The 24,594-nt window shown below is 71.1% G+C and carries 19 protein-coding genes; 11 read left to right on the forward strand and 8 right to left on the reverse strand.

Annotation, left to right across the window (positions count from 1 at the left end; all coding sequences use genetic code 11):
- Window positions 1–37: 37 nt before the first annotated feature.
- The 6 genes from ABC766_RS17715 to ABC766_RS17740 all read left to right on the forward strand — a co-directional run bounded on the left by ABC766_RS17715 (window position 38) and on the right by ABC766_RS17740 (window position 9,403).
- On the forward strand, window positions 38–2,293 hold the full coding sequence (locus tag ABC766_RS17715; protein WP_345819144.1) for an ATP-binding protein: 2,256 nt from the start codon (window positions 38–40) through the stop codon (window positions 2,291–2,293).
- 1 nt (window position 2,294) lies between these two features.
- Window positions 2,295–2,756, forward strand: coding sequence for a response regulator (locus ABC766_RS17720; RefSeq protein WP_287090778.1), 462 nt, complete (start codon window positions 2,295–2,297; stop codon window positions 2,754–2,756).
- Window positions 2,753–4,480 carry a hybrid sensor histidine kinase/response regulator gene (locus ABC766_RS17725; RefSeq protein ID WP_345819145.1) on the forward strand — a complete coding sequence of 576 codons (1,728 nt, stop codon included), beginning with the start codon at window positions 2,753–2,755 and terminating at the stop codon, window positions 4,478–4,480. Before ABC766_RS17720 ends, ABC766_RS17725 begins: the two co-directional genes overlap by 4 nt.
- Window positions 4,481–4,680: 200 nt before the next feature.
- Entirely contained in the window at window positions 4,681–5,811 is a 1,131-nt protein-coding gene (locus tag ABC766_RS17730; RefSeq protein ID WP_345819146.1) for an FAD-binding domain-containing protein, read from the forward strand.
- Window positions 5,812–5,900: 89 nt separating this feature from the next.
- On the forward strand, window positions 5,901–6,506 hold the full coding sequence (locus tag ABC766_RS17735) for an SOUL family heme-binding protein (RefSeq protein WP_043759561.1): 606 nt from the start codon (window positions 5,901–5,903) through the stop codon (window positions 6,504–6,506).
- A gap of 290 nt (window positions 6,507–6,796) precedes the next feature.
- Complete coding sequence (locus ABC766_RS17740; protein WP_345819147.1) at window positions 6,797–9,403, forward strand: TonB-dependent receptor; 2,607 nt, start codon at window positions 6,797–6,799, stop codon at window positions 9,401–9,403.
- A gap of 169 nt (window positions 9,404–9,572) precedes the next feature.
- Here the strand turns inward: ABC766_RS17740 and paoC are convergent, their stop codons facing one another.
- The 6 genes from paoC to ABC766_RS17770 all read right to left on the reverse strand — a co-directional run bounded on the left by paoC (window position 9,573) and on the right by ABC766_RS17770 (window position 17,129).
- Window positions 9,573–11,792: an aldehyde oxidoreductase molybdenum-binding subunit PaoC gene (gene paoC / locus ABC766_RS17745; RefSeq protein WP_345819148.1), complete on the reverse strand. Its 2,220-nt coding sequence runs from the start codon at window positions 11,790–11,792 to the stop codon at window positions 9,573–9,575.
- A 3-nt stretch (window positions 11,793–11,795) separates the two neighbouring features.
- Window positions 11,796–12,746 carry an FAD binding domain-containing protein gene (locus tag ABC766_RS17750; RefSeq protein WP_043386121.1) on the reverse strand — a complete coding sequence of 317 codons (951 nt, stop codon included), beginning with the start codon at window positions 12,744–12,746 and terminating at the stop codon, window positions 11,796–11,798.
- Window positions 12,743–13,333, reverse strand: coding sequence for an aldehyde dehydrogenase iron-sulfur subunit PaoA (gene paoA / locus ABC766_RS17755; RefSeq protein ID WP_345819149.1), 591 nt, complete (start codon window positions 13,331–13,333; stop codon window positions 12,743–12,745). Before paoA ends, ABC766_RS17750 begins: the two co-directional genes overlap by 4 nt.
- Window positions 13,334–13,686: 353 nt before the next feature.
- The gene (locus tag ABC766_RS17760) at window positions 13,687–13,884 is read right to left on the reverse strand and encodes a hypothetical protein (RefSeq protein ID WP_043353828.1); all 198 of its coding nucleotides are present in this window, start codon (window positions 13,882–13,884) and stop codon (window positions 13,687–13,689) included.
- 140 nt (window positions 13,885–14,024) lie between these two features.
- Window positions 14,025–16,466, reverse strand: a complete 2,442-nt coding sequence (locus ABC766_RS17765) for a bifunctional diguanylate cyclase/phosphodiesterase (protein ID WP_345819150.1) — start codon at window positions 16,464–16,466, stop codon at window positions 14,025–14,027.
- Between the two features lie 195 nt (window positions 16,467–16,661).
- Window positions 16,662–17,129 (reverse strand): NUDIX hydrolase, encoded by a 468-nt coding sequence (locus ABC766_RS17770; RefSeq protein ID WP_051044698.1) that lies wholly within the window; start codon window positions 17,127–17,129, stop codon window positions 16,662–16,664.
- 245 nt (window positions 17,130–17,374) lie between these two features.
- Between ABC766_RS17770 and ABC766_RS17775 the strand changes: the two genes are divergently transcribed.
- A complete protein-coding gene (locus tag ABC766_RS17775) occupies window positions 17,375–17,848 on the forward strand; it encodes a CYTH domain-containing protein (RefSeq protein WP_345819151.1) in 474 nt (157 codons plus the stop codon).
- Window positions 17,849–18,122: 274 nt separating this feature from the next.
- On the opposite strand, the gene ABC766_RS17780 is transcribed toward ABC766_RS17775, so the two are convergent.
- Together ABC766_RS17780 and ABC766_RS17785 are read right to left on the reverse strand one after the other, a co-directional pair.
- Entirely contained in the window at window positions 18,123–18,653 is a 531-nt protein-coding gene (locus tag ABC766_RS17780) for a hypothetical protein (RefSeq protein WP_345819152.1), read from the reverse strand.
- Between the two features lie 497 nt (window positions 18,654–19,150).
- Window positions 19,151–19,759, reverse strand: a complete 609-nt coding sequence (locus ABC766_RS17785) for a PAS domain-containing protein (RefSeq protein WP_287090867.1) — start codon at window positions 19,757–19,759, stop codon at window positions 19,151–19,153.
- 166 nt (window positions 19,760–19,925) lie between these two features.
- Here ABC766_RS17785 and ABC766_RS17790 point away from each other — a divergent pair, with 166 nt between their 5' ends.
- The 4 genes from ABC766_RS17790 to ABC766_RS17805 all read left to right on the forward strand — a co-directional run bounded on the left by ABC766_RS17790 (window position 19,926) and on the right by ABC766_RS17805 (window position 24,504).
- On the forward strand, window positions 19,926–20,246 hold the full coding sequence (locus ABC766_RS17790; RefSeq protein ID WP_345819153.1) for a hypothetical protein: 321 nt from the start codon (window positions 19,926–19,928) through the stop codon (window positions 20,244–20,246).
- Between the two features lie 90 nt (window positions 20,247–20,336).
- Window positions 20,337–21,908: an ABC transporter substrate-binding protein gene (locus tag ABC766_RS17795; protein ID WP_043348046.1), complete on the forward strand. Its 1,572-nt coding sequence runs from the start codon at window positions 20,337–20,339 to the stop codon at window positions 21,906–21,908.
- Between the two features lie 539 nt (window positions 21,909–22,447).
- Complete coding sequence (locus ABC766_RS17800) at window positions 22,448–23,758, forward strand: MFS transporter (RefSeq protein ID WP_043348042.1); 1,311 nt, start codon at window positions 22,448–22,450, stop codon at window positions 23,756–23,758.
- 332 nt (window positions 23,759–24,090) lie between these two features.
- On the forward strand, window positions 24,091–24,504 hold the full coding sequence (locus tag ABC766_RS17805; RefSeq protein WP_287090866.1) for a VOC family protein: 414 nt from the start codon (window positions 24,091–24,093) through the stop codon (window positions 24,502–24,504).
- Window positions 24,505–24,594 lie beyond the last annotated feature (90 nt).

Genomic DNA, 24,594 nt, shown 5'->3' on the forward strand with positions numbered 1-24,594 from the left:
GTTTTGCGGCCGACCCGGTGAGGAGGCGAACCCCGGCTTGAACCTACGAAGCGGCGCGGCTCAGCGTCTTGATGTGACTGCGTGCGATCGCGAGCCCATCCATATCGTCGGCAGCGTCCAGCCGCACGGATTCCTGCTCGGGCTCGACGCCCGGTCCCTCGCCATCGTCCAGGCGAGCGCCAACGCCCCGGCGGCGGCGGCGGTCGGGACCATCCTCGACGCGGCTCTGCCCGACCTTGCGGCCGTCGTCCGGCACCATCTGGCGGCGGCGGAGACCCAGGACGGGGCCCTCTATCTTCGCACCGTCACGCTGGAGACCGGCAGCGGGCGCCAAGCCTACGAGGTGGCGGCCCACCGGGTCGATGACCTTGTGGTGGTGGAACTGGAGGAGATCGACGCGGCCGCCGCCGACATCGGCGTCGACCTGCTCACCCCGCGCCTGCGCGCCTTCGTCGAACGCCTGCACACCGCCAGAACCGTCGAGGACCTCTGCCGGTTCGTCGCCGAGGACATCCGCCAGATCACCGGTCTCGACCGCGCCCTGGTCTACCGGTTCGACCGCGACTGGCACGGGACGGTGCTGGCCGAGGCCGGGAACGGCGTCCTGCCCTCCTACCTCGACCTGCGCTTCCCCGCCTCCGACATCCCCGTCCAGGCGCGCGAACTCTACCGCCGGAACCGCCTGCGCATCATCCCCGATGCCGGCTACGTCCCCGTGCCGATCCGGCCGGCCACCACGCCGTCCGGCCGGCCCCTGGACCTCAGCCAGTCCGTGCTGCGCTCGGTCTCGCCGGTCCATGTCGAGTACATGCGCAACATGGGCACGATGGCGTCCATGTCGGTGTCGATCCTCGTCGACGGCGCGCTCTGGGGCCTGATCTCCTGCCACAACCGCGCGCCCAAGCGCGTGCCCCTCCAGGCGCGCAACGCCTGCGACGTGCTCACCCAGATCTTCGCGCTGCAGCTCTCGGCCCGCGAGCGCGGCGCCCAGTCCGAGAGGCGTCTGGCCCTGGGCGCCGTGCAGGCGCGCCTCCTCGGCTTCATGGCCGAGGAGGACAGCTTCGTCGACGGCCTGCTCAACCATCCCGACGACGTCCTGGCCCTGGTGGACGCGACCGGCGCCGCGGTGGTGACGGCGGACCGCTGCCGGCTGCTCGGGGCGACGCCGACCGAGCGCGAGGTCCGCGCCCTCTACCGGTGGCTGTCCGAGCGCGACGATGCCGAGGAGGTCTTCGTCTCCGAAGCCCTGTCGGAGGCGTTTCCGGCGGCCGCGGCCTTCGCCGGGCGGGCGAGCGGTCTCCTGGCGGTCTCGGTCTCGAAGAAATACGCGAGTTACATCCTCTGGTTCAGACCCGAGGTCGTGCGGACGGTGAAGTGGGGCGGCAATCCCGTGAAGGCCGTCGAGCCCGACCCGGACGGCGGCCCGGACCGGCTGCATCCGCGCAAGTCGTTCGAGATCTGGAAGGAGACCGTGAAGGGCCGCTCCCTGCCCTGGTCCGCTCCGGAGGTGGAGGCCGCCAAGGACCTGCGTACCTCGGTGCTCGGCATCGTGCTGCGCCGGGCGGAGGAGCTCGCCGCCATGAGCGAGGAACTGCAGCGCACGAACAAGGAGCTGGAGGCCTTCTCCTACTCGGTCAGCCACGACCTGCGCGCGCCCTTCCGCCACATCGTCGGCTACGCGAACCTGCTCAAGACCCGCGAGGGGGCCCAACTGTCCGACAAGGGCCGGCACTACGTGGAGACGATCATCGAGGCGGCCTTCTCGGCCGGAACCCTGGTCGACAGCCTCCTGAGCTTCTCGCAGATGGGCCGGCACGCCCTGAACAAGGTCTGGGGCGACATGAACGCCCTGGTCGAGGAAGTCCGCCGCAAGGTCCTGCGCGACGTCACCCCCGACCGGACCATCCGCTGGGAGATCGCCCCGCTCGGCCGCGCCTATGCCGATCCGGTGATGCTGCGGCTCGTCCTCGAGAACCTGCTGTCGAACGCCGTGAAGTACACCCGCGACACCCAGGAGGCGGTGATCGTCGTGGGCAGCCTGCCGCCTCGGGACGGGGAGGCGGTCTACTACGTCCGCGACAACGGCGCCGGCTTCGACATGGCCTATGTCGACAAGCTGTTCGGTGTCTTCCAGCGGCTGCACCGGGTCGAGGAGTTCGAGGGCACCGGCATCGGTCTCGCCAACGTCCGGCGCATCGTCGAGCGCCACGGCGGGCGGACCTGGGCCGAGGGAACGCTCGGCCGGGGCGCCACATTCTACTTCACCCTGCCCATCCGGGAGGAGGCGCACTGAGATGGCAGGACTGAAACCCATCCTTCTGGTCGAGGATAATCCGAACGACATCGAGCTGACGCTCGCGGCCCTCGAATCGAGCCAGCTCGCCAACGAGATCGTCATCTGCCGCGACGGCGCCGAGGCCCTCGACTTCATCTACCGTCGCGGCGCCCACGAGAAGCGGCAGGCCCAGGATCCCGCCGTGGTCCTGCTCGACCTGAAGCTTCCCAAGGTCGACGGCCTGGAGGTGCTCGCCAAGATCAAGGGCGACCCGGTCACCCGCAAGACGCCCGTGGTCATGCTGACCTCGTCCCGCGAGGAGACCGACCTGGTGCGCTCCTACGACCTCGGGGTGAACGCCTTCGTGGTGAAGCCCGTGGGCTTCGAGGAGTTCTTCGCCGCGATCAAGGAGATCGGGGTGTTCTGGGCCCTCCTCAACGAGCCGCCGCCATACCGGGGAGGCTGGCCATCGAACGCGTGATCGGACGTTCCGCGGGCCCGCTGCGCATCCTGCATCTGGAGGACAGCGATCTCGACGCCGAGCTGATCGAGGCCGAGCTGGAGACGCTCGGGCATCCGGTCGAGATCGAGCGGGTGATGACGCGCGACGCCTTCGCCCGCGCGGCGGTGCCCCGCCGGCACGACCTGATCCTGGCGGACTACGTCCTGCCGACCTTCGACGGGGTGAGCGCCCTCGGCATCGCCCGGGCGCAATGCCCGGACACCCCGTTCATCTTCTGCTCGGGCACGCTGGGCGAGGACGTGGCCGTCGAGGCCCTGAAGAACGGCGCCACCGACTACGTCGTCAAGCAGCGCCTCGACCGGATGCCGCGCACCATCGTCCGGGCGCTGGCCGAGGCGCGGGCGCGCGCCGAGAAGCGCGAAGCCGAGGCCGCCCTGCAGGCGCTCAACGAGACCCTGGAGGCGCGCATCGCCGAGCGCACCCGGGAACTCGCTGCGGCCAACGCCGCCCTGCAGGCCCAGATCGTGGAGCGGGAGCGGGCGGAGGACGCCCTGCGGCTCGCCCAGCGCCTGGACGCGGTCGGGCAGCTCACGAGTGGCGTCGCGCACGACTTCAACAACCTGCTCACGGTGATTGCCGGCAACATCGAGTTCCTGGAGCGCGCCGTCTGCGACGCCCGCTCGAAGCGCCGCCTCGACATGATGCGCGGGGCCGCCGAGCGCGCCGCCCGGCTCACGGCACAGCTCCTCGCCTTCTCCCGGCGCCAGCGCCTGGAACCCACCCCGGTCAGCCTGAACCAGACGGTCGCCTCGATGCGCGACCTGCTGCAGAGTTCGATCGGCGGCGCGGTTCGCATCGAGACCGCGCTCCAGCCCGATCTGTGGCCGGCCCTGGTCGACGCCACCCAGATCGAGCTCGTGATCCTCAACCTCGCCATCAACGCCCGCGACGCGATGGCGGTGGGCGGCCGGCTCGCCATCGAGACCGCCAATGTCAGCGTCACCGGGGCGCCGACGCGGCCCGAACAGCCGGCGCCCGGCGCCTACGTCATGGTGGCGGTGAGCGACACCGGCACCGGGATGACGCCGGACGTGTTGGCCCGGGTGTTCGAGCCGTTCTTCACCACCAAGGAGGTCGGCAAGGGATCGGGTCTCGGGCTCGCCCAGGTCTACGGCTTCGTCAAGCAGTCCGGCGGCGGCATCCGCATCGACACGGTCGCCGGCGAGGGCACCTCGATCAAGGTCTACCTGCCCCGGGCCGCGGAGGCGAAGGGGGACGCACCCCGCAATGCCGCCGCGGCCGAGGCCGCGCGGATGCATCCGCCCGGAAGCGGCCCCCGGCTCCTGGTGGTCGACGACGACGCCGAGGTGCGCGAGGTGACGACGACCCGCCTGACCGAGGCCGGCTACGCGGTGCGCGAGGCGGCCTCCGGCCTCCAGGCCCTGGCGGCCCTCGAAGCGGATCCGGGCGTCGACCTCGTCGTGATGGATTTCGCCATGCCCGGCATGAACGGAGCCGAGACGGCTCTGGAGATCCGGAAGCGCTGGCCGACGCTGCCGGTGCTGTTCGTCACCGGCTTTGCCGACACCACCGCCCTGACGAAGGCCGGGGCCGTCGGCAGCGACGCGATCGTGCTGAAGCCGTTCCGGGTCGGCGAACTCGAGGGCAAGGTCGCCGCCGCCCTGGCGGCCCGCCCGCCGGCGCAGCTCCGCCTGATCTCGGGCCGCGACAGGAGCGCCTGAGGCGTCCTCGACCCGGGCCGTGGCCATCGGACGGCCCGCGCCGGCGAAAGGCCGCCCCCGGCAGCCGGCGCTGCGACCGGAGCGGGGTGTCTGGCCCTGCCGGTGGTGCCGGCCTCCGGCTACACCCACGCCCGGGCCGAGATGGGGGATCCGCGCTTTCGCGCAGCTGCCAATCGCGGCACGGGGCCTAGATCAGGGTCATGCCCCCTTCGCGCCCCATGACCCGCGCCGCCGGCCTCGAGGCCCTGGCGACATTCCTGACCGGTCCCGGCGCCGCCTACGCGGCGTCCCGGAACACGGATCGCGGCCCCGGTGCGACGCCGACGACGTCGGTTCTGTCGCCCTACCTGCGCCGCCGGCTGCTCACCGAGGAGGAGGTCGCCCGGGCCGCGCAGAGCGCCTTCGGCATCTCAGGCGCGGAGCGTTTCGTCTCCGAGGTGTTCTGGCGGACCTACTTCAAGGGCCATCTCGAAACCCATCCCGGCGCCTGGACCGGCTATCGGGAGGGTCTGGCGGCCGCACGGACGCGCCTTGCCGCCGAGCCCGGCCTGCGCCGGACCTACGAGCGAGCCGCCGCGGGGCGCACGGGCCTCGACGGCTTCGACGCCTGGGCCGGTCAGCTCGCCGAGGAGGGCTGGCTGCACAACCATGCCCGCATGTGGTTCGCCTCGATCTGGATCTTCACCCTGCGCCTGCCCTGGGAGCTGGGCGCCGACCTGTTCCTGCGCCACCTGCTCGACGGCGATCCGGCCAGCAACACCCTGTCGTGGCGGTGGGTCGCGGGCCTCCACACCCGGGGCAAGCCCTACCGCGCCCGGCGCGACAACATCCGGCAGTACACGGAGGGCCGCCACGATCCCGCCGGGCTCGACGAGGGGGCCGCGCCGCTGGAGGAGGACATGCCCCCGCGGGAGGTGCCCCTCGCCCCGGCCGACACCCCGCCGGACGGGGCGGTCGCCCTGCTGCTGCACCTCGACGACCTTCATCCCGAGAGCCTTCCCCTCGGACCGGCCCGCGTAATCCGCGTCGGCGGCCTTCTCGCCCACACGGAGGGGGCGGTCGACCGGGTCCGCGCGGCCGACGCGGCGGCGCTGGCGGATGCCCTGACCCGGGCGCAGGCGCAGTTCGGCTGCCCGGCCATGCCCGTGCAGGACGGCTGGGCCGGCGACCTGCCCGTGGTGACGGCCTGGGCGCCGGCAGGCCCCTCGGCGGAGGTGCTGCCGCGGGATTGCCTCCGGGTCCGCCGCCCCTGGGATTCGGGGGCTTGGCCCCTCGCGAACCGCGGCTTCTTCCGCCTGCGCAGCGCCATCCCCGGCCTGATGGAGGCCTGACGCCGCAGAGGGTCGGCGGCAGGCGCCCCCGACGGCCATGTTCCCGGGACCGCGGGGCGACGCCCGCGCCCGCATCCGGAGGTTCCGCCATGGACAGGGTCCTCTACGTGCTCGTCACCCTCGTGGAATCGGTGCTCGGGATCTTCGGCGTACGGGCGCTCTACGAGCAGCCCGCCTACACGGTGGTCGAGCGTCTCGACCGCGGGGTCGAGATCCGGTCCTACGCGCCGCGCCTGGCGGTCGAGACCGATTCCCGCGGCCAGGGCGACGGCGAGGCCTTCGGCCGGCTGTTCCGCTACATCACCGGTGCGAACCGGGGGGGCGACCGCATCGCCATGACCGCGCCGGTGGAGACCGGCGGGCGGCGCATCGCCATGACGGTCCCGGTGGAGCAGGACGGGGCCGGCACGATGCGCTTCTTCCTGCCGCGCGCGGTGGCGGCGGCCGGGGCGCCCGCGCCGACCGAGCCGGGGATCCGGCTGGTCGAGATCCCGGCCGAACGGATCGCGGCGTTGCGCTTCTCCGGCCGTCTCACCCCGGAGGCGCGGGCCGCGCAGGCGCGCATCCTCGCCGACGTGCTGGCGGCGGCGGGACGGAGAACCGAGGGCGCGCCGTTCGTCATGGGATACGATCCCCCCTTCGCGATCCCGTTCCTGCGCAGGAACGAGGTGGCCGTCCGGCTGGCCTCCCCGTGAGCCGGAGGCGGTGACGGGGGCCGGTCCCGGCCGGCATCCCGATGGCCCGTCGCCGAACTTCCCAATTGCGTAATATTCCCGGAAGTTACTTCCAAATATGCCCGAAGATCCCGGACGATCGTTCGAGGATGTTATATCTGCGCAACACTGTGCGTCATTCGATGGTCTTTTCCGGCACGGGCAGGGATTAAACAAAACGTGAATTGCGACCCGAACCCGACCCGAGATCAGTGACGCTCACGCAGCCGACGGGAAGCGGCGCGAGCCTTGAATTCAGGTTGGGGGAAGATATGCACGCCCTACGTGGCAGCTTGATCGCGTCCGTGGCCCTGTTGCCCGGTGTCGCGCAGGCTCAACAAGCCGTCACCCTCGGTGAGATCAGCGTCGTCTCGACGTCGCCGGTGGGTGCGGGCGGCGGCAATTCCAGCGGCGCCCAGACCCTCGATACCCTCGCCCAGACCGCGCCGACGCTGCCGGCTCCGGCCGGCGGGGTGCGCCTGCGGGGCTCGGAGCAGCCGCTCAACAAGATCCCCAGCACCGTCGAGACCGTCACGGCGCGGCAGATCGAGATCGACCGGGGCTCCGACAACGTGATCGCCACGCTGGCGCGGCAGACGCCCGGCGTGAACCTCAACGATTCGCAGGGCAATTCGAACCGGGTCGATCTCAGCTATCGCGGCTTCACCGCCTCGTCCGTGCAGGGCGTGCCGCAGGGGCTCGCCGTCTATCAGAACGGCGTGCGCATCAACGAAGCCTTCGGCGACGTCGTCAATTTCGACCTGATCCCCCCGCAGGCGATCCAGCGGATCGACGTCGTCACCGGCAACCCGGTCTTCGGCCTCAACGCCATCGGCGGCGCGGTCAACATCCAGATGAAGAACGGCTTCACCTGGCAGGGCACCGAGATCTCGGCCTGGGGCGGCTCGGACGCGCGCACCGCCGGCTACCTCGAATACGGCAAGGTCTCCGGCCCCTGGAGCGTCTACTTCACCGGCGACGGCCTGAACGACCGCGGCTGGCGCTACCAGAGCCCGAGCACGATCGGCCGCCTCTACGCGGATCTCGGCTACCGCTCCCAGGACTCGGAGTTCCACCTGATCGGGCTCGCCGCCCGCAGCTTCTACGGCGCCGCCGCCGCGACCCCAGTGGACTTCACCCACCGCGACCCGCGGGCGATCTTCACCTACCCGCAGACCCAGACGACGCAGGTCGGCACGATCCAGCTGACCGGCCGGGTGGACATCTCGCCGACCTGGGATCTCGCCGGCAACGCCTATTACCGGCGCTTCAGCGAGAATTACGTCGACGGCAACCAGGGCAACTTCGAGAATTGCAGCAGCCGCAGCAGCTTCCGGGGCTCGCTCTGCTACCAGGACGACGCGTTCAACGTGAACGCGCCGCCCACCAGTCAGGTGGCGGCCCGCCGGGCCTACGCCAACCAGTTCGCGATCCTGGGCCTGAACAACCAGACGATCCCGTTCCTGCGGAACATCCCCTACGGCACGATCGACACGACCCTGACCGAGGCCGAGTCGTATGGTGGCTCGCTGCAGGCGGCTAACCGCGACCGGATCTTCGGCCTGAATAACGCCTTCGTGGTCGGCGGCAGCGTCGACGCCTCAACCTTCGCGTTCAAGTCGTCCAGCCAGCTGGGCGTGATCAATCCGAACCTGTCGATCACCGTCGACCCGAACAACCCGTATTACGGCACCATCCCGGGGCTCGGCACGCCGGACATCCGCACCCTCGGGGCGATCGGCCTCGCGCCCAGCTCGGTGACCGGCTCGACGCTGTATCTCGGCCTCTACGCCACCGACACGCTGGACCTCACCGACCGGCTGTCGCTGACCGGCGGCTTCCGCCTCAACTACGCCCGCATCCAGACGCGCGACCAGACCGGCTTCTCGCCGGACGTGACCGGCGTGCACGAATACACCAAGGTCAACCCGCTCGCGGGCCTGACCTACCAGTTCGACCCGGCGGTCAACCTCTACGGCAGCTATTCGGAATCGAACCGTGCCCCGACCCCGCTGGAACTGTCCTGCTCCAGCCCGACCCAGCCCTGCCTGCTGCCCAACTCGCTGGTGGCCGATCCGCCGCTCAAGCAGGTCACCGGCCGGACCTACGAGGCCGGCTTCCGCGGGGTGATCCCGAGCTTCCTGTCGGGCGGCGCCCTGACCTACAAGGCCGGCGTCTACCGCACCGACCTGAGCAACGACCTCTATCAGGTCGCCGTCGCCGGCAATGCCGCCAGGGCCTACTACATCAACGTCCCGGCGACCCGGCGCCAGGGCATCGAGGTCGGCGCCGAATACGCCGTCACCCCCGACCTGCTGGTCTACGCCAACTACGCCCTGGTCGACGCGACCTTCCAGTTCAACGCGACCCTCTCGTCGCCCAACAACCCCCTGGCCAGCACGGGGGCGACCGGCGGTGCCGTGGGCGGCGACGTGATCCCGAACGGCGGCATCCGGGTGCGGCCGGGCGACAAGATCCCGCTCATCCCCGATCACCAGATCAAGGCGGGCTTCGAGTACAACATCACCCCGAACTGGCGCTTCGGCCTCAACGTCTCGGCCTTCTCGTCGTCCTATTTCCGCGGCGACGAATCGAACCTGAACCGCAAGTTGCCGGCCTACTACGTGATGAACCTGACGACGAAGTATCAGGTCACCAAGAACCTGGAGATCTTCGGGCTGATCACCAACCTGACGAACAACCGCTACGCCACCTTCGGCACCTTCGCCGAGACGGGGGCGGTCGCCGGCAACCTGTCGATCAACGATCCCCGGACCACGACGCTGGCGCAGCCGCTCTCGGTCTATGCCGGCCTGACTTACCGGTTCGGGGAAGATCCGGTCCCGATGGCGCCGGAGCCGATCATTCGGAAGTACTGATCCCGCCCGCGGGACCCTGACGGCACCCGTGAGCGCGACGCGGCCGGGGTGAACGCCTTCACCGCGCGCGCCTGCGACGCGGACGGCCCGCCCGTGCTGGTGCGGGCCGGGCCGGCCTCCTCAGCGTCGATCCAGCCGGGGACGTCCGCCGGACGTCCCCGTTCCCCGGTCAGGCCGCGTCCGGCATGCGGTCCAGGAGCTTGTCGAGGGTGATCGGGTAGTCGCGCACGCGGATGCCGGTGGCGTTGTAGATCGCGTTCGCCACCGCGGCGGCGATCCCCGAGATCCCGAGCTCGCCCACGCCCTTCGCCTTCATGGGCGAGGACCGCGGGTCGACCTCGTCGAGGAAGATCACCTCCTGATGCGGGATGTCGGCATGGACCGGCACCTCGTATCCGGCGAGGTCGTGGTTGGCGAAGAAGCCGCGCTTGGTGTCGACGGCCAGCTCCTCCATCAGGGCCGCCCCGGTGCCCATGACCATCCCGCCGATCACCTGGCTGCGGGCCGATTTCGGGTTGAGGATGCGACCGGCCGCGCAGACCGCCAGCATCCGCCGGACCCGGACCTCGGCGGTGTAGACGTCCACGGCGACCTCGACGAAATGCGCCCCGAAGGTCGAGACCTGCTGCTCTTTCGAGACCTTGCCGAACTCGATCGTGTCCTCCGCGACCAGCTCCCCGTCCGCGGCAGCCTGGGCGAGCTGGATCGCGCGGTTGCCGGCGCGGACCTCGCCCTCCTCGAACACCGCGTCGGTGGCGTTGAAGCCGAGCTTCTGCGCCACGGACTCCCGCAGCTTCACGCAGGCCGCATAGACGCCCGCCGTCGACGAGTTGGCGCCGAACTGGCCGCCCGAGCCCGAGGAGACCGGGAAGTCCGAGTCGCCGAGCCGCACCGCCACCTTGTCGAGGGGCACGCCCATCATCTCGGCGGCGGTCTGGGCGATGATCGTGTAGCTGCCGGTGCCGATATCGGTCATGTCGGTCTCGACCGTGACCGTGCCGTTGCCGTCCAGCCGCACCCGGGCGCCCGACTTCATCACCATGTTGTCGCGGAACGCCGCCGCCATGCCGAGGCCAACGAGCCATTGCCCGTCCCGGACCTGGCCGGGCTTCGGGTTGCGCTTGGCCCATCCGAACTTCTCGGCGCCGAGCTTGAGGCAGCCGACGAGGTCGCGGTGGGAGAAGCTTAGGTCCGGCTGGGTCGGGACGACCTGCGTGTCGTTGCGGATGCGGAACTCCACCGGGTCGAGGCCGAGCTTCTCGGCCATCTCGTCCATGGCGACCTCGAGCACGGCGAGGCCCGGGGCCTCGCCTGGCGCCCGCATGGCGTTGCCCTCGGGCAGGTCCAGGTGGGCGAGCTTCATGGCGGTGAGGCGGTTCTTCCCCGCGTAGAGGAACTTGGTCTGGTTCACCGCCGTCTCGGGATCGCCGTCCGGCAGGTTGCCGGAAGTGCTCTCATGCGCGATCGCCGTGATGGTGCCGTCCTGCGTGGCGCCGATCCGGACCCGCTGGATCGTGGCCGGCCGGTGCGTGGTGTTGTTGGCGATGAGCGGGCGCGTGAGCGCGACCTTCACGGGCCGCCCCGTCGCCTTGGCGGCCAGCGCCGCCAGCACCGCGTCGGCGCGCACGAACAGCTTGCCGCCGAAGCCGCCGCCGACATAGGGGGCGTCGAGCCGGACCTTGTCCTTCGGCAGGCCGAGCATCTTGGCGAGGCTGCCGTGGCCCCAGCCGATCATCTGGTTGGCGGTCCAGAGCGTCACCCGGTCGCCGTCCCAGGCCGCCGTCGTGGCGTGCGGCTCCATCATGGCGTGGCTCTCGTCGGCGGTCGTGTAGGCCGCGTCGAGGGTCACGGGCGCCTGCGCGAAGGCCCCCTCGAAATCGCCGACGCGCTCCTCGCCGTCGCCGCCGCTGCCCTCGCCGCTCTCGGCCGGGACCGGCTCGGCGGTCTTCGCCGCCGCCGCGAGGTCGAAGGCGCCGGCTTCCGGGGCGTACTCGACCGCGACCAGGAAGGAGGCCGCCCGGGCCTGCTCGAAGGTTTCGGCCACCACCACGGCGATCGCCTGGTGGTAGTGCTGGATCACGTCGCCGCCGAACAGGTAGGCGACGTTCATCACGCCGCGCTCGATCCGGGGCGTGTCGAGGGTGGTGACGATACCGATGACGCCGGGGGCCTGCCGGGCCGAAGCGGTGTCGATGCTGCGGACGCGGCCCTTGGCGATGGCCGAGCCGAGCACGTAGCCGTAGGTGGCCTCGGGCGCCGCGTCGTGGCGCTCGTAGGCGTAGGGGGCGGTGCCGGTGGTCTTGTACTTGCCGTCGATCCGGTCGGTGGGCTGGCCCACGACCTTGAGCCGGTCGATCGGGTTCGGGCCGGCGGGGGTGTCGAACTTCATGGCTCAGGCCCTCGCTTGGTTGAGCGCGGCGCCGAGGGTCCGCTCGGCGAGCTTCAGCTTGTAGGCGTTCTCGGGGGTGGGCTTGGCGTCGGCGAAGACCCGGTCGGTCACGGCCTTTGCGCCCTTCGGCAGGTCGGCCTCGGCCGCCGCGTCCCGCCAGGGCTTGGCGGCGACGCCGCCGAAGGCGACGTGGCCCGTCCCGTCCTTGCCGAGGATGGCGGCCACCGAGACCAGCGCGTAGGCGTAGGAGGCGCGGTCGCGGACCTTGCGGTAGATATGCGTGCCCGCCACCGGCTTCGGCAGAGTCACCGCGGTGATGAGTTCGCCGGGCTCGAGGTTCGTATCCCGTTCGGGGGCGTCGCCGGGCAGGCGGTGGAACTCGGCGATCGGGATCCGGCGCTCCGTGCCCGCGGCATCGACCGTCTCGACGGTGGCGTCGAGCACCCGCATGGCCACCGCCATGTCGCCGGGATGCGTGGCGATGCAGGCGTCGCTGCCGCCGATCACCGCGAGCTGCCGGTTGACCCCGTCGAGGGCCGAGCAGCCCGAGCCGGGCCGGCGCTTATTGCAGGCCTGGGCCGTGTCGTAGAAATACGGGCAGCGGGTCCGCTGGAGCAGGTTGCCGGCGGTGGTCGCCTTGTTGCGCAGCTGGCCCGAGGCGCCGGCCAGCAGCGCCCGGCTCAGGACCCCGTAATCCTTGCGCACCCGCGGATGGGCCGCGAGGTCGGTGTTGCGCACCAGGGCGCCGATGCGCAGGCCGCCCTCCGCGGTCGGCTCCACCGTGTCGAGGCCGAGGCCGTTCACGTCCACGAGGTGGCGCGGGGTCTCGATCTGCAGCTTCATCAGGTCGAGGAGGTTGGTGCCGCCGGCGATGAACTTGGCGTCGGGCGTCCCGGCGACGGCGGCGGCGGCTTGAGCGGGCGTGCTCGGGCGCTCGTAGGTGAAGGACTTCATGCCTGCCCCCCGGCGACTTCGGTCATCGCCTCGACGATGTTGGAATAGGCGCCGCAGCGGCAGATGTTGCCGCTCATGCGCTCGCGGATCTCGGCTTCGGTGACCCGGGGCGCGGCATCGAGATCGACCGTGACGTGGCTCGGGATGCCGGCCTTGATCTCCTCGAGGACCGCCACGCCCGAGCAGATCTGGCCCGGCGTGCAGTAGCCGCACTGGTAGCCGTCGTGCTTCACGAAGGCCGCCTGAATCGGATGGAGCTGGTCCGGCTGGCCGAGCCCCTCGATCGTGGTGATCTCGGCGCCCTGGTGCATGATCGCGAGCGTCAGGCAGGCATTGATGCGCCGCCCGTCGACGATCATCGTGCAGGCGCCGCACTGGCCATGGTCGCAGCCCTTCTTGGAGCCGGTCAGGTGCAGGTGCTCGCGTGCCGCGTCGAGCAGGCTGGTGCGGGTGTCGAGGTCCAGCGTGCGCCGCTCGCCGTTCACCGTGAAGGTGACGGTGGCGAGGACCGGCGCGTCGGTCCGTGCGGTGGTCTGTGAAGTCCCGGCACCCCGGTCCTGGGGCGCGGCGGCGGTAGCTCCCACCATCAAGTTTCTCTCCGGTTCAGATCACAAGGGCAGGGACGGCGCGTCCCGGTCTCCGGGCCGCCGCCGCCGACGCGCGTCGGCCCATCGAAGGCGGGACACCCGGGGAAACACCGACACCCTGGATTGGCTCCAAGGTAGCGCCCACGTCCCCGATGGTCAGGGGTCGACGGGATCATCGACCCGAAAATCGCGGGCCCCGCGGTCGGAGGCCGCGGGCCCGACCGATCACGAGACGCATGCGCGCCGACCGCGGTGCGGCGCTGCGGGTGGCGCCCGGCTTCGGCCGGGGACGTTGACGCCAAACGAAAGGGCCGACCCGAAGGCCGGCCCTATCGTCCGCCCTGCGCAGATTTTTACTCGGCCGCCGTCATCTCGGGGGTGTAGTGGCCGCACCAGTCCTGGGCACCGACAATCGGCCACAATCCCTTGGACTCGGGCGCGGGCTGGCTGACCGGCGGGTTGAAGCGGCACAGGCCGGCATCGTTCTGGGCGACGGCGCCGTTGCCCTTGTGCTCGTCGAAGAACCGGCAGGTCTCGCACTTGGCGTTCATGGTCAGGCTCCTGTGATGCCGGCGGCCGGGGCCGCCCTGGCGGGGAACGGAGAGCGTGGACCTTAGAAGTGATCCAATCTGCTGGCCCAACGTCGGACGGATCCGGCGGGTTCCCCATCGGGTAAGGCCGGCGACGGCCCTCACCCGGCCGCGGCGAGGCCCGATCCGGCGGCGACCGCCACCGCGGGAGCGCCGACCGCCGCGGCGTAGTCGGCGATCGGGCGCGGCTTGCCGAACAGGTAGCCCTGCATCTCGCCGCAGGCCTCCTCCGTGAGGAACTTCATCTGCGCGTGGGTCTCGACGCCCTCCGCGACCACGCCCATGCCGAGGCTGCGGCCGAGGCTGAGCACGGCGCGCACGATCACGGCAGCCTGCGGTCCGGTCCCGAGCTGCGCCACGAAGGAGCGGTCGATCTTCAGCTTGTCGAACGGGAAGGCCTGGAGGGTGGCGAGCGACGCGTAGCCGGTTCCGAAATCGTCCATGCTGATCCGGATGCCGTAGCCCTTCAGGCGCCGGAGGATGCCCACGGCCCGCGCCATGTCGTTGATGATGATGCTCTCGGTGACCTCCAGCTCCAGGCGGTCCGGCGACAGGCCGGTCTCTGCCAGGATGGCCAGGACGGACTCGGGCAGATCGGGCTTCTGGAACTGGCGCGGCGAGAGATTGACGGCGACCTTCAGGGGCTGCGCCCATTGCGCCGCCTCGCGGCAGGCCTCGCGCAGCACCCAGTCGCCGAGCACCACGATCAGGCCGGTTTCCTCGGCGAGCGGCACGAAGACGCTCGGCGCCACGCTGCCGCGGACCGGGTGCGTCCAGCGCAGCAGCGCCTCGAACCCGACGAGCGCCCCCGTATAGCCGTCCACCTGCGGCTGATAGTGCAGGCTCAGGGTATCGTCGTCGAGAGCCTGCCGCAGGTCGCGTTCGAGCATCCGCCGCTCCTCGGCCTCCTCGTCCATGGCGGGGGTGAAGATCCGGTACGTGCCGCGGCCCTCGGCCTTCGCCCGGTAGAGGGCGAGGTCGGCGCGGCGGTAGAGGGGCTCTGCATCCATTCCGTGCTCGGGCGCCAGCGCGATGCCGATGCTCAGGCCGACGCCGACCCGGTGCCCGGCCACGCTGAACGGGCTGTCGAACAGGGCGATGAGGCGCTCGGCCAGGGCGGCGGTCTCCGCGACGCCCCCGTCCGAGAGCACGGCGAACTCGTCGCCTCCGAGCCGGGCCACCGCCCCGTCCCCCGCGGCGCGCCGCAGGCCGGCCGCCACGCGGCGCAGGAGTTCGTCCCCCGCTTGGTGGCCGAGGCTGTCGTTCACGCTCTTGAAGCCGTCGAGGTCGAGGTAGAGGATCGCGCAGGCGCCCCCGCGCAGGGCGATGTCGGCGAGGCTGCGCGCGAGGGTCTCGTGGAAGAGCGCCCGGTTCGGAAGGCCGGTGAGCACGTCGTGGCGCGCCAGGCGGGCCACCTCGGCCTCGGAGGCCTTCCGCTCCGTGATGTCGGTGAAGGTCCGGACGAAGCCGCCATCCGCCAGCGGCACGGTGCGGATCTCCAGCACGAGGCCGTTCGGCCGCGCCCGCTCGTGGACCTGCGTCTGCCCGGCCTCGCCGCGCTCGATCCAGGCCCGGGAGGAGCGGTCCGTGAGTCGGCGCTCGCGGCGGCTTGCCTCATGGCGCAGCACCGCCCGGTAGCTCGGCTGCGCCTGCATCATCGCCCGGGGCAGATCGAGGAGCGCCAGCGCCCGCTCGTTGCACACGCGCACCGCACCGCCCGCGTCGACCATGATCAGACCCTGGTCCATGCTGTCGAGGGTGGCGTCGAGCAGCAGGGTCTTCTCCCGCAGCATGTGGCTCTGTCGGGCCAGGGCGACGTTGATCCGGCGCAGGTGGTCCAGCATCAGCGTCAGCGCCGCGAAGGCCAGGATCACCGCCATCATGGCGGCGATGCCGCCGGCCAGCACGCCGCGGGCGAGACCGAGCTGCGGGATCGCCAGGGCGGGATCCGGCACCACCCGGGCGGCCGCCATGGCCAGGAAGTGCAGGACCGCGATGGCGAGGGTCAGGACGGTCGCGGCCGCGAACCGGGCCCGCGGGCCGGAGGGCCCGACATGGATGGCCATCCCCACCGCCGAGAGCAGGCAGCCCGCCGCGATCGCCGTGACGGCCAGGGCCGGGTCCCAGGTGAAATGCCCGGGCAGCCGCACGCCGGCGATGCCGAGGAAATGCATGCCGGCGATGCCGATCCCCAGCACGAGGCCGGCCCCGGCCCCCCCCCAGCGCGACGGCGTGGCCCGGGCGAGCAGGAAGGCCGCGGTGGCGGCCGCGATGGCGACCAGCAGGGAGAGCAGGGTCGTGCGCGGCTCGTAGCCGAGCACCACCCCGGGATCGTAGCCGAGCATGCCGATGAAGTGCGTGCTCCAGATCCCAGCTCCGATCGAGAAGCCCGAGGCCAGGAGCCAGATCGGCCCGTGCCTGTGAGCCTGGACGCGCTGCTCGAGCTTGAGGGCGACCGCGCAGGAGATCCAGCAGATGCAGGCCGCCAGCGCCACCACCCAGCCGGTGTGTTCCTCGGTCAGGCAAGCGAACGCGCGATACATCGAGGTGCCCCGCCCATCTGCGATGGCCGGAACCGTAACCTGCGGATACTAATCAGAAGTTGCATAAACTGCGGTCGCGGACGGGACGGCACCCGCGGGCGGGCGTTTCCGGCCCGATTGTGCTACCCCTTCAGCGCAACCTCTTTGCCCCATGGCCTGGCCCGGGTCGCGGCGACGGACGGGCCGCGCCGGCCTTCAACCGTGGCTTTCAACCGGCCGCACCGCGAAGTCCGCCAGCAGCTCCTGGAGTTCGTCCTCGTGGACGAGGCGCGCCGCCTCTTCGGGGGGGAACCATCGCAGCGTGCGCTGATCCTGCTCCGGCCAGCGCGCATGCTGGGCTTCGACCCGCAGCGGGTAGACGCGGACCATGCAGGGGAACGCCCGGCCGTGATCGAAGCGCTTCTGATAGTGGTACCGACCGACCGGGCTCGCCGCGATCTGCCCTTTGAGACCCGCCTCCTCGAAGGCCTCCCGTTCGGCCGCCTGATGGGCCTTCCGGCCGGACATCGGCCAGCCCTTCGGAATGATCCAGCGGCCCGTATCCCGCGAGGTGATCAGCAGGATCTCGATCCGGCCCTCCGCGTCGACGCGGAACGGCAGGGCCGCCACCTGCTTGAGCGGCTTCAGCGGTTTGACATGCGCCTTCCGGAGCAGCTTCTTCACGTTCGGCCGCTTGGATGACGTCTTCAGCGCCGACCTCGGGGATGTTGGGGGGCGGGGTTTCTGATGTTGCTTTTGCAAGGCCAAGACTCCTCGCGCTTTTACATAAGTTTAATACGATACCAATTCAGCCCGTGCGAATCGGCACCGAGCCATGCCCGCAGCGCTGTGCTCATCCCCGGCAGCCCGCTTGTCTCGGGCCGGCTCCTCCGCGAAAGCTCCTGCGTCACATGTCCACGAGGCACGGTATGCCGGTCGAGATCGAGCGCAAGTTCATCGCGAACCCGTCGGTTCTGGCACTGTGCCGGGAGGGGACGCACTTCGTTCAGGGCTATCTCTTCACCGACGCCGCCAACACGATCCGGATCCGCCGCGCCGGGGCGCGCACGCTCATCACGTGGAAGAGCCCGCGCCGGGGCGCCTGCCGGGACGAGATCGAATTCGCCATCCCGCCCGAGGAAGGCGCGGCGCTCCTCGCCACGGTGCCGCCCGACCGGCGGCTGGAGAAGACCCGCTACCGGGTCGTCCATGCCGGAGCGACGTGGGACGTCGACGTGTTCGGCGGGGGGCTCTCGGGCCTGATCCTGGCCGAGATCGAGCTGGAGCGCGAGGACCAGCCGGTGGTGCTGCCCCCCTGGGTCGAGGGCGAGGTCACCGGCGACGCGCGCTACCGCAACTCGCGCCTGGCCGCGGGACTGGTGCCGGAGCGGCAGGCGGCTTGACCGTCTGCGCCCCCGCCGGATCCATCGGGTTGGACAGGCGGCGTTCCGATGGGACGCCGCCAAGCGCCGGATTGCCGGGACGCGGGACGAGCCGCCCGGCGTGCCGCTCCCGGGGCTGACGGATCGAGCCGGTTTTGGACCGGATGGAGCCCGCCGGCCGAGGGCGCCGGGCCGGCTTGCGAAGCCTGTCTGCGCGGATGGCTCGAGACCTTCGGACCGTGCAGTCCCTGACGGATCCGGGCGAAGGCGCCAGAACCGGTCAGCGCAGCCTGGGTCAGCGCAGGGCCGGCGGAAGGCGCCGCTTCCAGCGTTCCCCGAGCCGCAGGTCCTTCGTTCGCCGCCCGGCCGTCGATCGCGGCGACGGACCTTGACCGGACGCGGCCGCCAGGGGGGGCGCCTCCGCGACGGGCAGGGGCGGCTCTGCGGCCGGACGCGGCGGTGCCGCCTGCACCTGGGGGGCGATGTCCTGCTCGGACGCGGGAGCCCGGGTACGGCGCGGCCGCCGCACCCGAGGTGCCGGCACGGCCTCGTCCGCCGGTTCGGCCACCGGCTCGTCCGGAATCTCGAACATGGGGACGAGGCTCGGCAGAACCCGGCGAGCCGGTGTCTCCGGCGCCTTCCGTTCCGGGCGTTGGACCGGCGCCGCCTGAGGCACGGATGCCGGCGGCTCCATCGCGGCCTGCGCCAGTTCCGGCCATAGAGTCTTGTCCGGGCGGGAGCGCGCTTCAGTGGCAGTCAGCGATGTGCGGGCCGGACGGGTCTGCTTGACTTCGACCATGAACGGTCGCGCGCTGCGGCGCTTCATGTAAGACGATCCTTGGAAGCATTCGAGCCCGCACATCGGCGGCACGAACATATCCAGGTTAAGCCTGATCTCGGCCGTTGTCCAGAAAGACGGGCGCGTACTGATCAAATTTCTTTGTAGTTGAAATCGGCTGCCGTCATATCCAAGCGGTGAGCCGAGAAATGGAAGTCGTGTTCACCGGGGCCATTCAGGAAGGTGTTGCGTGCTGCCGCAGGACGGGCGCCACCCGGCCGGGCGCGTGCGGCCGGCCCGCGTGCGGGAGCGGCGGCGGCGAGGACCAGGGTCCTTCCGGATCGGGCGGCCTGCGCCGGCGCGGAGCTCGGCCGGCGCCCGCACCCGGACGCTGCCATCCGTGATCGTCACCGCGGCGGTGCCGGACGCGACGCCCTCGGCAGCCTGCAGGGCGCCCTCGATCGTCGCCGACAAAGTCATCACCTCGGCGAGAACTTGCTCATGGCCGATCGTCGCGCGTGATGATCGGCGATCGATCGCCGACGTCAGTTCAGGCGCCGTCGCTGCTCCACCATGTGCCGCTGTGCCAGCCGCCGTCCCAGCGCCATCAGCAGCGCGTCCGCCTGGGCCTTCAGCACCGGATCCCCGGCGGCGACGATCGCGTCCTGCGCGGCGATGGCATGCTCGACCGCCCGGTCCAGCGGCGTCTCCCCGGCACCGGGCGTGACCTCATCGGAGAGGCCCTCGCTCGCGCGCAGCCGCGTGACGTCCACCAGGATTCCGCGACCGCCGGCCGGCCGGCCCGTATGGTCGCCGAAGATGCGGCCGCGGGCCAGAACCCAGTGCGTCCGGCCGTCGATGGAGATCACCCGGTACTCGGCGATGTACGGGCTCCCCTCCGCGGCGCTGCGGCGGATCAGGCCGATGACCCGTTCGCGGTCGTCGGGATGGGTGATCCCGTCATAGAACGCCAGCGGCAGACCCGCTTCGGCCTCGGCCGGATCGACCGTGAAGAGGCGAGCCGCGAAGGCATCGACCCGTACGCGGTCCGTGGCGGCATCCCAGTCCCAGTGTCCGATCATGTCCGCGGTCTCGCCCGCGATCGGGAACGCCCTGGAACGGTTCCGGCCGGCGTGCGGCTTAGTCTTGGGCATGGCGGTGTTCGTATTCGTCCCCGACCACCTCTTATTAGGATGTCTGTCACAACCTCAAGGGATTCTTAGCGCAATCATGCAACTGTTGCTTGCTGGGCACTCGCGTGTCGGCATTCTTCTGTATTATGAATGCTCTCGCCAGCCGCGTGCCGAAGCTTGACCGCCGATGGGACCCAAAGCACCTGATCCGGGCGGATCCCCCGGGGATGCGGCGCCGGAGGACAACCCGTTCGATCACCGGGCCCGTCCGCCCGAATCGGCGACGGGGCGCCTCCTGCAGCGGATCGCCGAAGCCCTGGCGATTCCGGCAGCCACCCTGTACGGCCCGCGCGACGCCGAACGGGAGGATGGCGGTGCCGAACGGCGTGCCGACGAGGCGGAGGCTCTCCTGTCCGCCTTCCGGCGGATCGAGGATCCCGAGCTTCGCCATCGTCTCCTGGACCTCGTGCAGAATCTCGCGGAGCGACGCGCATCGGCTCACCCGTGACGCGCTTCGCCCCTGATCCGCTTCGCCCGTCACGCGCTTGGCCCGCCACGTGCTAACCTTTGCCGGGTTGCAACGCTCGGGCGAGTCGGCATGCTGAACAGACGATCCTTCATGGCCCTGTCGGGCGCCGCCCTCGCGGCCCCGGCCTTGGCGCAGGGCAGTGCCGCGCGGACGCTCAAATTCATCCCGCAGGCCGACCTGACGGTGCTCGATCCGATCTGGACGACCGCCTACGTGACCCGCAATCACGGGCTCGCCGTGTTCGACACGCTCTACGGCACCGATGCGCGCTATGCCGCCCAGCCGCAGATGGTGGCGGGCCACACGGTGGAGAACGACGACAAGCTCTGGCGCCTGACCCTGCGGCCCGGGCTCACCTTCCACGACGGCAGCCCCGTGCTCGCCCGCGACTGCGTGGCGAGCATCGCCCGCTGGGGCAAGCGCGACGCCATGGGCCAGACGCTCATGGCCTACACGGACGAACTCTCGGCCCCCGATGACCGGACGATCCAGTTCCGGCTGAAAAAGCCCTTCGCACTCCTGCCGGAGGCCCTCGGTAAGGTCGGATCCTCGATCTGCGCCATCATGCCGGAGCGGCTCGCCAAGACCGACCCGTTCACGCAGGTGACCGAGATGGTCGGCAGCGGCCCCTTCCGCTTCAAGGCGGACGAGCGCGTCGTCGGCGCCCGGGTGGTCTACGAGCGCTTTGCCGGCTACGTCCCCCGCGAGGGCGGCGAGCCGCAATGGACCTCGGGTCCGAAGCGCGTCTTCGTCGACCGGGTCGAGTGGCACGTCATTCCCGACCAGGCCACCGCCGCCTCGGCCATGCAGACCGGCGAGATGGATTGGTGGGAGCAGCCGCCGGCCGATCTCGTTCCGACCCTGGGCGGGCTCACGACGCGGATCACCGACCCGACCGGCCTGATCGGCTGCCTGCGGATGAACCAGCTTCAGCCGCCCTTCGACAACCCGGCCATCCGGCAGGTGCTGCTGAAGGTCGTCGACCAGACCGACTTCATGCAGGCGGTGACCGGCACCGATCCCAAGCTGATTCACGTGCCCACCGGGTTCTTCTGCCCCGGCCTGCCGATGGCGAGCGATGTCGGCCTCGATGTCCTCACGAGCAAGCGCGACTACGAGGCGGCCAAGACGGCGCTGGCGGCGGCGGGCTACAAGGGCGAGAAGGTGGTGCTGATGGGCGCCTCGGACTTCCCCAGCCTCAAGGCGCTCGCCGACGTGGCGGCCGACATGCTCACGCGCGCCGGCTTCAACGTCGACTATCAGGTCATGGACTGGGGCTCGGTGGTGCAGCGGCGCGCCAAGAAGGACCCGATCGCCCAGGGCGGCTGGAGCGCCTTCTGCACCTTCTGGGCGGGGCTCGACCAGGCCAACCCGGCGGTCAGCGCCTTCCTGCGCGGGACCGGGCAGAGCGCCGCGATCGGCTGGCCCACCAGCGAGAAGATCGAGGCGTTGCGGGACCAGTGGCTGGACGCCCCGGACACCGCCGCGCGCAAGCAGCTCGCGGGCGCCCTTCAGCGGCAGGCCTTCACCGACCTGCCCTACCTGCCCCTCGGGCAATACTTCAACCAGACCTCGTACAAGCCGTCCCTGACCGGCGTGCTCGACGGCGTGCCGATGTTCTGGAACGTGAAGAAGGGGTGACGGGCGGCGGACCGCCGTCCCGACCCGGACCTGCTGCACGGCGGTCGCTCCGAACCAGACCGAGGCCCCGGCGTCGGGAGCCGCCCGCCGTGTCTCCGTCCCGGCGAGCGGCGCCGGCAACCCGGAATCGCGGGACGTCGCCCAGCGTCGCGCGGCCGGGATGGCCGCCGGATGGCGCTTCGCGGCCCGCAGGTGCGGCAGCCCGGCGCGCGCGCCTGCAGGCGATCGCGGCCGGCAGCCTGGCGGACGCATACGCCGTCGGGCTTCGACAGATCCGATCCGTTGAAGCCCGATGGCGCTTCCCAGCCGCGGCGGCCGCGGGTTAAGCTGAGGTTGGCACAGGTCACAACCAGAGATGACCGGCCCGCGAGGAAGCCCGAGACGAGACGCCCGGCCCGCCAATCACGGGGGGCCCCGCGGCGACGTCGAGCCCCGTGCGGGCCCGGCCGTGATCTGGAGCCGTGACTTGGAGCCGTGACCTGGATCGATCCGGACCCCGGGGGCCCGGCCCGAGCCCACGACACGCGCGAGGATAGGCCATGGACGACGCCGCCCTGGAACGCTCGGCGATGCGCAGGATCGGCTGGCGGCTCGTGCCGTTCCTGATCCTCGCCTACTTCGTGTCCTTCCTGGACCGCGTGAATGTCGGCTTCGCGGCGATCCAGATGAACCACGATGTCGGCCTGTCGGCGACCGTGTTCGGCTGGGGCGCCGGGATCTTCTTCCTCGGCTATTTCCTGATGGAGATCCCCAGCAACCTGATGCTGGAGCGCTTCGGGGCGCGGCTCTGGATCGCCCGGATCATGGCCACCTGGGGCCTGATCTCCGCCGCCATGGCGCTGGTGCAGGGGCCGTGGTCGTTCATCGCCCTGCGCTTCCTGCTGGGGCTCGCCGAGGCCGGCTTCTTCCCCGGCGTGATCCTCTACCTCACCTACTGGTTCCCCTCCGCCTACCGGGCGCGGATCATCGGGATCTTCATGATCTCGATCCCGATCTCGTCCTTCCTCGGCTCGCCGATCTCCGGCGCGCTGCTCAACGTGACGGGGTTCGGCCTCGCCGGCTGGCAGTGGCTGTTCATCCTCGAGGGCCTGCCGGCGGTGGTCCTGGCCGTCGCGGTCCTGTGGTTCCTGCCGGACGGGCCGCGGGAGGCGGCGTGGCTGCCGGCGGCCGAGCGGGACTGGCTGGAGCGGCAGCTCCGGTCCGAGGCGGCGCGCAACACCCGCCGCGGCGCGCCCGCGAAGCCGCCGCTCTGGGAGATCCTGCGCGACCGGCGGCTCGCCCTCTTCGCGGCGATCTATTTCGGCTCGACGGCGAGCAGCTACGGGCTGTCGTTCTGGACGCCGCAGATCGTCAAGAGCTTCGGCCTCGGCAATGTCGAGACCGGGCTCCTGAACAGCATCCCGTACGGATTCGCGTCCTTGGCCATGGTCCTCTGGGGCCGGCACAGCGACCGGACCGCCGAGCGGCGCTGGCACCTCGCGCTGTCGTTCCTGGTCCTGGCGCTGGGGCTCGCGGGCGGGACGGTCCTCTCGGGGCTCGGCCCGGTCGTGGCGGCGCTGACGGTCGCGGCGGTCGGCGTCTACATGCTCAAGGGGCCGTTCTGGGCGCTCGCGACCGAGCAGATGCCGCCCGCCACGGCGGCGGCGAGCATCGCGGCGATCAACGCGGTCGGAAATCTCGGCGGCTTCCTGGGCCCCTACCTGATCGGCGCGATCAAGGACGGGACCGGCAGCTTCACCCTGAGCCTTCTGCCCCTGGTGGCCTTCGCCTTGCTCTCGGCCGCCCTGTCACTGGTGCCGGGCCGTGCCCCGCGTCCCGACCGGGGTACGCCGCGCCCGTCGACCGTCTGAGCCCGGCGCGGCGGCGAACCGAGTCCGGGACCGGCCGGTTGGCCCTGGTGCCGCCATCGCCCGGCACGGGGCCGATCCGGACCGGATCGGGGCCCGCCGGCCGGGCGCACCGATGACCGGGAGCCGGACCCATGACGTTGGACGACGCCTTGCGGGACGCCGTCCGGGCGGAGCCGTCGCGTCAGGCCGAGGCGGATCGACCGCGAGGCTCTGCCGATGGTGACCGCCGACGCGGTCGCCGGCGGCTCGCGCGGCGTCGCGGAACATCCCCGCCGGACGATCGAGCCCGGCGGCCGGGCCGCCCGTGACCGAGATGCCGTCAGGAGATCGCCGTGCCCAAGCTCAACGCCATCCTGGAGACGGCGCTGTACGTCGCGGATCTCGACCGCGCCGAAGCCTTCTACCGCAACACGATGGGATTGCCCTGCCTCTTCACGGATTTCCGCATGCGCGCCTTCGACGTCGGCGGCCGCGGCGTCCTCCTGCTCTTCCCGGAGGGCGGGTCCCTGCAGCCGATCGAGACGCCGGGCGGGCTCATCCCGCCGCATGACGGCCGCGGCCCGGCCCATGTCGCGTTCTCGATCGACGCGGACGCCCTCGCGTCCTGGGAGGAGCATCTCGCGGCCTCCGGCGTGGCCGTCGAGGGGCGCACCCGCTGGCCGAGGGGCGGCGTCAGCGTCTACTTCCGCGACCCGGACGGGCACCTGCTGGAGCTGGCCACCCCGGGCCTCTGGAAGGGCTACTGAGACGGCGCCGGGCCGCGTCGGGGCGGCCCTCAACGCCGAAGGGGCCGCGTCCTTTCGGACGCGGCCCCTTGCGAGCTCGGCTTGGCGCGG

Origin of the sequence: Methylobacterium fujisawaense, assembly GCF_039619325.1 — a bacterium.
Taxonomy (GTDB): domain Bacteria; phylum Pseudomonadota; class Alphaproteobacteria; order Rhizobiales; family Beijerinckiaceae; genus Methylobacterium; species Methylobacterium fujisawaense.

Bases quoted from the DNA above. Each gene is read 5' to 3' on its own strand.
- ABC766_RS17720 (WP_287090778.1), top strand. From the start codon at position 2,295: ATGGCAGGACTGAAACCCATCCTTCTGGTCGAGGATAATCCGAACGAC.
- ABC766_RS17730 (WP_345819146.1), top strand. From the start codon at position 4,681: ATGCCCCCTTCGCGCCCCATGACCCGCGCCGCCGGCCTCGAGGCCCTG.
- ABC766_RS17735 (WP_043759561.1), top strand. From the start codon at position 5,901: ATGGACAGGGTCCTCTACGTGCTCGTCACCCTCGTGGAATCGGTGCTC.
- ABC766_RS17740 (WP_345819147.1), top strand. From the start codon at position 6,797: ATGCACGCCCTACGTGGCAGCTTGATCGCGTCCGTGGCCCTGTTGCCC.
- paoC (WP_345819148.1), bottom strand. From the start codon at position 11,792: ATGAAGTTCGACACCCCCGCCGGCCCGAACCCGATCGACCGGCTCAAG.
- ABC766_RS17750 (WP_043386121.1), bottom strand. From the start codon at position 12,746: ATGAAGTCCTTCACCTACGAGCGCCCGAGCACGCCCGCTCAAGCCGCC.
- paoA (WP_345819149.1), bottom strand. From the start codon at position 13,333: ATGGTGGGAGCTACCGCCGCCGCGCCCCAGGACCGGGGTGCCGGGACT.
- ABC766_RS17760 (WP_043353828.1), bottom strand. From the start codon at position 13,884: ATGAACGCCAAGTGCGAGACCTGCCGGTTCTTCGACGAGCACAAGGGC.
- ABC766_RS17765 (WP_345819150.1), bottom strand. From the start codon at position 16,466: ATGTATCGCGCGTTCGCTTGCCTGACCGAGGAACACACCGGCTGGGTG.
- ABC766_RS17775 (WP_345819151.1), top strand. From the start codon at position 17,375: ATGCCGGTCGAGATCGAGCGCAAGTTCATCGCGAACCCGTCGGTTCTG.
- ABC766_RS17780 (WP_345819152.1), bottom strand. From the start codon at position 18,653: ATGAAGCGCCGCAGCGCGCGACCGTTCATGGTCGAAGTCAAGCAGACC.
- ABC766_RS17785 (WP_287090867.1), bottom strand. From the start codon at position 19,759: ATGCCCAAGACTAAGCCGCACGCCGGCCGGAACCGTTCCAGGGCGTTC.
- ABC766_RS17790 (WP_345819153.1), top strand. From the start codon at position 19,926: ATGGGACCCAAAGCACCTGATCCGGGCGGATCCCCCGGGGATGCGGCG.
- ABC766_RS17795 (WP_043348046.1), top strand. From the start codon at position 20,337: ATGCTGAACAGACGATCCTTCATGGCCCTGTCGGGCGCCGCCCTCGCG.
- ABC766_RS17800 (WP_043348042.1), top strand. From the start codon at position 22,448: ATGGACGACGCCGCCCTGGAACGCTCGGCGATGCGCAGGATCGGCTGG.